This window comes from Brevibacterium picturae, from assembly GCF_030453725.1.
In the GTDB taxonomy this organism is placed as follows: Bacteria; Actinomycetota; Actinomycetes; order Actinomycetales; family Brevibacteriaceae; genus Brevibacterium; species Brevibacterium sandarakinum_A.
In genome coordinates this window covers 1-5,472 of the sequence record NZ_JAKDJU010000185.1, presented here as the reverse complement: position 1 = coordinate 5,472, position 5,472 = coordinate 1, and the positions used below count along the sequence as shown (strand labels likewise).

Annotated in this window: 5 protein-coding genes; 2 read left to right on the top strand and 3 right to left on the bottom strand. The window is 67.2% G+C overall.

From position 1 onward, the window contains the following. Positions 1-116: 116 nt before the first annotated feature. The 3 genes from L0G76_RS13650 to L0G76_RS13640 all read right to left on the bottom strand — a co-directional run bounded on the left by L0G76_RS13650 (position 117) and on the right by L0G76_RS13640 (position 3,207). Positions 117-995 carry an SDR family NAD(P)-dependent oxidoreductase gene (locus tag L0G76_RS13650; RefSeq protein ID WP_304357719.1) on the bottom strand — a complete coding sequence of 293 codons (879 nt, stop codon included), beginning with the start codon at positions 993-995 and terminating at the stop codon, positions 117-119. 232 nt (positions 996-1,227) lie between these two features. Beyond that, positions 1,228-2,496, bottom strand: coding sequence for a DUF4032 domain-containing protein (locus L0G76_RS13645; protein WP_304357718.1), 1,269 nt, complete (start codon positions 2,494-2,496; stop codon positions 1,228-1,230). 3 nt (positions 2,497-2,499) lie between these two features. After that, on the bottom strand, positions 2,500-3,207 hold the full coding sequence (locus L0G76_RS13640; protein WP_304357717.1) for an ABC transporter ATP-binding protein: 708 nt from the start codon (positions 3,205-3,207) through the stop codon (positions 2,500-2,502). Between the two features lie 209 nt (positions 3,208-3,416). On the opposite strand from L0G76_RS13640, the gene L0G76_RS13635 reads away from it, so the two are divergent. Further along, positions 3,417-4,397 carry a LacI family DNA-binding transcriptional regulator gene (locus tag L0G76_RS13635; RefSeq protein ID WP_304357716.1) on the top strand — a complete coding sequence of 327 codons (981 nt, stop codon included), beginning with the start codon at positions 3,417-3,419 and terminating at the stop codon, positions 4,395-4,397. Then, positions 4,394-5,470: a substrate-binding domain-containing protein gene (locus tag L0G76_RS13630; RefSeq protein WP_304357715.1), complete on the top strand. Its 1,077-nt coding sequence runs from the start codon at positions 4,394-4,396 to the stop codon at positions 5,468-5,470. Before L0G76_RS13635 ends, L0G76_RS13630 begins: the two co-directional genes overlap by 4 nt. Positions 5,471-5,472: the final 2 nt, after the last annotated feature.

The window sequence follows — 5,472 nt, the reverse complement described above, 5'->3', positions numbered from 1 at the left end:
CCACATGCCGCACACTCGCGTCCACACGCTGCACACTCGCGTCCACACGGTCCCGGCATGGGCAACCGCATACCCGATGCCACGCGGACCGGCATGGCACACCGGACGGAGGAGAGCTACAGGCGTGGGGAGAAGCGTCCGTCCTGGGCCATCCAGCCGCCGTCGACGATCTGCGAGTGTCCCGTGACGTAGGTAGAGGCATCGGAGGCGAGGAACAGCACCGGCCCGGCGATCTCGTGCAGGTGTCCCCAGCGGCCCAGGGCGGTCTTCTCCGCATAGGCGGTCCACCATTCCTCGTCGGCCTTGATCTGCTGAGTCAGCGGAGTGTCGAAGGGTCCGGGCAGGATCGCGTTGACGCGCACGCCTTGCGGTCCCAGCTCGCTGGCCAGCGTCTTCGTCAGCTGGACGACGCCGGCCTTGGCCGCGGCGTAGAGACCTTGACCCGGTTCGATCGCCAGAGCCCGGAACGAGGAGTAGGTCACGATGGAGCCCCGTCCGCGTTCGGCCATCTCGGCGCCGAATCCGCGCATCAGGCGATAGGTGCCCTTGAGGTTGATGTCGATGACCCGGTCGAATTCCTCATCTGTCGTCGACAGCAGTCGTTTGCGCACGTTCGCACCCGGGGTGATGACGAGCACCTGGGCCTCCGGGTGGGCCGCGACGAGGGCGTTGACCGAATCGGTGTCGGTGATATCGACGCGTGCAGCCTCGGCGCCTGGTGACGAGGCGGCGCTGTGCCCACCCTTGCCGACGGAGTCTGGGCCCTTGCCGCCGGTGCTCACACCTTTCCCGGCTCCCCGGCGTTCGGCGATGATCCGCACGGTTTCCTCGGCGCCGTCGACGTTGAGGTCGGCGACGACGACGTGGGCACCGGCGTCGGCGAGGCCGATCGCGCTCGCCTGCCCCAACCCGGATCCCGCACCGACGACGACGGCGGTGCGGCCGCTGAGGTCGAAGAGGGAGGGGATCGAGGGGTTGTTCTCATTCGTCGGCATGGAGTTCGGCTTCGTCGACGTTGAATTCTGCGGGACTTGCGACATCGGAGGTCCTTTTCCTAGCACTGGGGTTTCCGGCGGTGATCGCCTCGTTGATCTCAAAGATATGCCCGCCGAGGCGGCTGTCGGGTCCACGTTTCACTTGGTGGAATCCCAGTCCGGACTCGACCCGGTCCGGACTCGACCCGGTCCGGACCCGACCCGGCCCGGACAGACTCCGCGCGCGTATGCCTCAGAATTTCCGGCTGTCGACGTACAGCGCCTCGTCGGGGAGGTTCGCGAGGTAGTCGACGATGAAGTAGGCGATGGCCTCCATCGTCGGGATGTCGCGCTGCCTGGCCCTCGACATCACCCGCCGGTGCTCGACGAATTCGTAGAAGATCTGCCCGGGCTCGAGCTTGTGGGTGAGGTTCTCCGGGATGGCGCTGATGAGAGGCTTGTAGACCTCGTCGAGCCAGATCCGTGCGGCCTCGTCCTCGTCGAGTTCGACCGGCAGCTCGCCGGAACCGTGGGCTCCGCCGGTGAAGCCGGGCGCACTGCGGTGGGAATCGAGGTCGTTGAGCATGGTCCGCGCCTGATTCTCGTTCGCCCCGATGCCGGTCAGGCGCAGGAGTCTGCGGGAATGGTGGTTGGGCTCGACGACCTTCGGTTCGACCAGCAGGCTGACGCCGTCGAGGTCGGTGGTCACGGTCAATTCGCCCAGATCGAAGCCCAGGTCGTTGAGTCGGCGGATGCGCTCGTCGATGCGCCATCGTTCGTTGACGGAGAACTCCTCGACCCGTGTCAGCTCGGTCCACAGCCCGTTGTAGGCCTCGAACAGGCGCTCACCGGCTGCCAGTGGGTCAACGCTGGGTTCGATGAGGCCCGCGGCCTGCAGATCGAGGAAGTCACCGGCGATGTTCGTCTTGGCGATGCGCAGATCCATCTGCCGCTGACCGTCCGAGAGCTGGTCGTGGAGCTCACCGGTCTCCGCATCGACGACGTAGGCGGCATAGGCGTCGGCGTCGCGTCGGAACAGTGTGTTCGACAGCGACACATCGCCCCAGTAGAAGCCGACGAGGTGGAGTCGGGCGAGCAGGACGGCCAGGGCGTCGACGAGCCGGTCGGCCGCGTCCTCGGCCAGCGACCGTGAGAACAGCGCGCGGTAGGGCAGTGAGAAATCCAGATAGGCCGTCAGCAGTGCACCAGGCAGCTCCGTCGCCGAGGCGGTGGCCCGGTTGGTCACATAGGCGCGCGGTTCGACCGTGGGCACGGCCAGGTTCCCGAGCACACCGAGGATGTCGAATTCGCGCAGGGCCCGACGATCGTCGGTCTCCTTGATCGCCAGGACCTCATCGCCGATCTCGACGAAGCGCACGACGTGGCGGGAGATGCCGCGAGGCAGCCCGCCGAGGAAGTCCTGGGACCAGTCACCGAGAGGAAGATGCCACGGCAGTCGTGCAATCGCGGCATGGTCGCCGCTGCGGACCGTATGGATCTGCGGTGCTGTGGTCTCGGGCACCGATCAGGAGTCCACGTCCGCGATCGAGGCGACGAGCGCCTCGGCGACTTCAGGTTTCTCCACCCCGATCAGACGCCCGTGGTCGAGGAAGGCGATGCGGTCGCCGAGGACCTTCGCATCCTCGAGATTCTCCGTGGCATAGAGGGTGGTCAGCCCGAATTCCTGCTGCAGATCCTTGACCAGGCGCAGGGTCTCGGCCTGGTGCTCGGGGACGAGGTTGACGACCGGTTCGTCCATGATCAGGACCTTCGGCTGACGAACCACGGCCCGGGCCAGGGCGATCGTCTGGCGCTGCAGGGCGGAGAGATCGCCCGGCACGGAATCGAGGAAGTCGCGCAGCCCGATCTTCGAGGTCACGGACTCGACGCGCTCACGGATCTCCTCGGCGGGAAGCCCATCGACACGAAGGGCGAAGCCGAGGTTGTCGCGCACGCTCATGTGCGGATAGAGGGCATAGCTCTCAAGGGCGAGCGTGACGTCGCGATCATTGACCGCGGCATGGGTGACGTCGACGCCGTCGATGAGGATCGTGCCCGTCTTGGGAGCCTCGAGCCCATGCAGCATGCGCAGGATGGTCGACTTGCCGGATCCGGACGGGCCGTAGAGGACGAGGAACTCGCCGTCGTCGATGAAGAGATTGAACGGATGCACCGAGGCGGACACGGTGTTCTCGTAGGCATGACTGAGGCCATTCAACGACACTGTTGACATGTTTCCTCCTTAGATCTTCGTGAGCAGCTGGTCGTCGGTGACCTGGCGGGGATGCTCAGTCCTACTCATCCTATGCCGTCTCACGTGGTCGGAGACAGTCGATTCGACAAAGCGTAGAGTGATTCTCAGCACTGTGTCAGCGCACGGCCGCGCACCTGGGCAGATGCTGGGTGAGAAACCGTGGCGGGTGCGCCGATAGACTTCCCGGTATGAAGGTCAAGCTCGATGACGTCGCAGCCCGGGCGGGCGTGTCTCTGGCGACCGTCTCCCGAGTCCTCGGCAGGCGCGGTGCGGTGGCCGAGGACACTCGGACCAGAGTGCTGGATGCGATGGATGCGCTGGGCTACTCACGGTCCACCCTCCTGCATGAGGCGCCGAGGCGGCTGGTGGCCGTCAGTGCACCCGGAAACCCCGAATACTGGCAGGTCCAGGTCTGCACTCGTGTGGCCGCGGCACTGCAGGAGCACGGTCTGCTCATCACCCGGCCGCCCGTCGAGACCGAGACCACCCCGCTGGAGGTCGCAGTCGACGCCGGTGCCGTTGCCCTCGTGACGCCGACGCTGACGAGCCTGCACACCGACATCCCCTGCATCCGCGTCGACGAGCAGTCGGCGGTGGACTCCGACGACGCCAGCGGCGACATCATCGCCGCCCGCCTCGACCTCGGTGGGGGAATGACGACGGCCTTCGAGCACCTCCAGGCCATCGGTCACCGACGTATCGGTCTGATCTGCAATGACAGCGGTGAGCTCGCGGTGCAGCTGATCAAGCGATTCCGCGCCGAGCACCCTGCACGCAACTTCGGGGTCAAGCTCGATGACTGGATCGCGCAGGTCCCGAAGTCCTTCTCCGGCGGCTCACGGGCCGTCCTCGACCTCAAAGACGCGACGTGCACCGCGGTGATCGTGCAGTCGGCTCTGCAGCTGCACGGAACGCTGCACGGCCTGCGCAACAGGCACCTGCAGGTGCCGCGGGACATGTCGGTGGTGGGCTTCGGGGACTCACCGACGATGAAGTTCACCGGTCCGCCGGCCACCGTGCTCGGCCTCGACCTCGAGGGACTCTCACAGGCACTCGTCACGGCGACCCTGTCGACGCTGAAGATCTCAGGTGAGGACCTCCGATCGGTTCCGCCGGTGTTCCGGCCCCGACTCTTGGCCCGAGCCTCGACGACGGCGGCCAGGCAGTGAACCCGACAGCGGATTCCGGGTCCAGCGCCCCCGATGCGCCGGAACCGGGCGAACACAAGCACATCGGGCTCGACGCGATCGCCGGTGCGGCAGGGGTGTCGAAGGCGACGGCCTCGCGGGCACTGCGACACCCCGACACGGTGTCCCCGGGGTCACTGGCCAAGGTCAGGCGGGCACTGGCGATCCTCGGTGTGGACTCGGGCAGCCAGAACACACCGGCCCGGCAGATGCTCGCCCTGGTCCGGCCCGCCGCGGCAGCCGGGAACGTCGACCCGTATGCGCGCCTGTTCGAGATCCTGACCAGCAGGATCTTCGCCCAGGGCATCGCGGCAGTCCATGTGGAGGCCGCGGCCGACCGGGCCGATGCCCTGGCAGAATCGCTGCTCGGTCCGGATGGAAGCGAGCCTCATATCCAGGGGGCGATCGTCCTCGGCGGGGGAGCGGCCGGTGAACTCGCCGCGAAACTGGCCGAACGCAATCTGCCGCAGATCAGGATCTCCAACGCCCGACACTCGGACGGGATCTCACGCATCGTCCTCGACGCCACCGACGGCATCGCGACCGCGGTGCAGCACCTCGTCCACCTGGGGCATCGTCGGATCGGACTCGCCGTGCTCCGCGACTCCGCCGCGGCCGTGCGCATCGCCGGGTTCCGCAAGTCCATGGCCCAGGTCCTCCACATCCCCGCCACCCGTGACCAGGCACCCGTGGTCGAAGCCGCGAGAGGCACCATGGCCGGTGTCGCCGCGGCCGAGGAGCTGCTCCACCTGCAGTGCACGGCCGTCATCGCCTGCGCACCCTCACTGTCGTTCGGCATCCTCGAGGCCGCCGCCCGCGCTCGCCTCGACCTCCCCCGTGAGCTCTCCCTGCTCACGGTCGGGGACATGCCCGACGCCGATGTCATCGCCCCATCGCTGTCTCAGGTCAGCTACGACTGGGAGACGATCGCGGTCTCCGCGCTGGGCGAGGTGAGAGCGATGATGGCCGATCCCGCCGAGGCGGGGGCCGTCGATTATTCGGTGACCCCGGATCTCGTCCTGCGGGCCAGCGCGGTGCCGCCGCAGCGACGCTGACG

Bases quoted from the DNA above. Each gene is read 5' to 3' on its own strand.
- L0G76_RS13650 (WP_304357719.1), bottom strand. From the start codon at position 995: ATGCCGACGAATGAGAACAACCCCTCGATCCCCTCCCTCTTCGACCTC.
- L0G76_RS13640 (WP_304357717.1), bottom strand. From the start codon at position 3,207: ATGTCAACAGTGTCGTTGAATGGCCTCAGTCATGCCTACGAGAACACC.
- L0G76_RS13635 (WP_304357716.1), top strand. From the start codon at position 3,417: ATGAAGGTCAAGCTCGATGACGTCGCAGCCCGGGCGGGCGTGTCTCTG.